1 protein-coding gene is annotated in these 1,267 nt (G+C 60.9%); it reads right to left on the reverse strand.

The features are described 5' to 3' along the window. On the reverse strand, window positions 1-1,267 hold a 1,267-nt coding region (locus ACT3UM_RS24155), incomplete at both ends, for a transketolase family protein (RefSeq protein ID WP_498902552.1).

Here is a 1,267-nt window from a genome sequence, read left to right on the forward strand (position 1 = left end):
GCCGCCGTGCAGGGCGATGCCGTTCATAACCGCCCCCATGCCGAACTCACGCACACCGTAGTGCAGGTAGTTGCCGCTGGCGTCTTCCGGGGTGATCGCTTTGGCGCCTTTCCAGAAGGTCAGGTTAGACGGCGCCAGATCGGCACTGCCGCCCAGCAGTTCCGGCATTTGCGGGCCAATGGCATTTAACACTTCAAAGGAAGCTTTACGTGAGGCAATGGTCTCGCCGCGCTCTTGGGCCTGCTCAATCAAGGCTTCGGTGGGCAGTTCCGTCGGTAGCTGGCGCTTCATCCGGCGGGTGAACTCCCGCGCTTCCGTGGGGAAAGCCTCTGCGTAGCGAGCAAAGCGCTCCTCCCACTTCTGCTGGGCTGCTTTGCCAGCGTTGCGGGCATCCCAGGCCGAGTAAATCGGCTCGGGGATATGGAAGGGCGCGTGGGGCCAGTCGAGCTGGGTGCGTGCCAGCGCCACTTCGTCATCGCCTAGGGGCGCACCGTGGGCGTCCTCTTTGCCCTGCTTGTTGGGCGCACCAAAGCCGATAATGGTTTTGCAGATAATCAGGCTCGGCTTATCGTCATGGCTTTTGGCCAGCTCAATCGCGGCTTTCACCTCTTCAGGCTTGTGGCCATCCACATTGGGCACCACGTGCCAGCCGTAAGCTTCAAACCGCTTGGCGGTATCGTCGGTAAACCAGCCTTCCACTTCACCATCGATAGAGATGCCGTTGTCGTCATATAGGGCGATCAACTTACCCAACTGCTGGGTACCGGCTAGCGAGGCCGCTTCGTGGGAGATGCCCTCCATCAGGCAGCCGTCACCCAAAAAGCACCAAGTGTGGTGATCCACAATGGTGTGGCCAGGGCGGTTGAACTGCGCTGCCAGGGTTTTTTCCGCGATGGCGAAGCCCACTGCGTTGGCAAAGCCCTGACCCAGCGGGCCGGTGGTGGTCTCGATGCCCGGTGCGTAGCCAAATTCCGGGTGGCCCGCGGTGGGCGAGTGGAGCTGACGGAAATTCTGCAGCTGTTCCAGGCTTAGCTCGTAACCACTGAGGTGGAGCAGCGAGTAAAGCAGCATGGAGCCGTGGCCATTGGAGAGCACAAAGCGGTCACGATCGGCCCACTTGGGGTCTTCGGGATTGTGCTTGAGGTAGTCATTCCATAGCACCTCGGCGATATCAGCCATTCCCATGGGGGCGCCCGGGTGGCCGGACTTGGCCTTCTGAACGGCATCCATGGATAGGGCGCGAATGGCATTGGCTAGCTCAAAACGG

Source organism: Halomonas sp. AOP13-D3-9, from assembly GCF_052379125.1.
Taxonomy (GTDB): Bacteria; Pseudomonadota; Gammaproteobacteria; order Pseudomonadales; family Halomonadaceae; genus Vreelandella.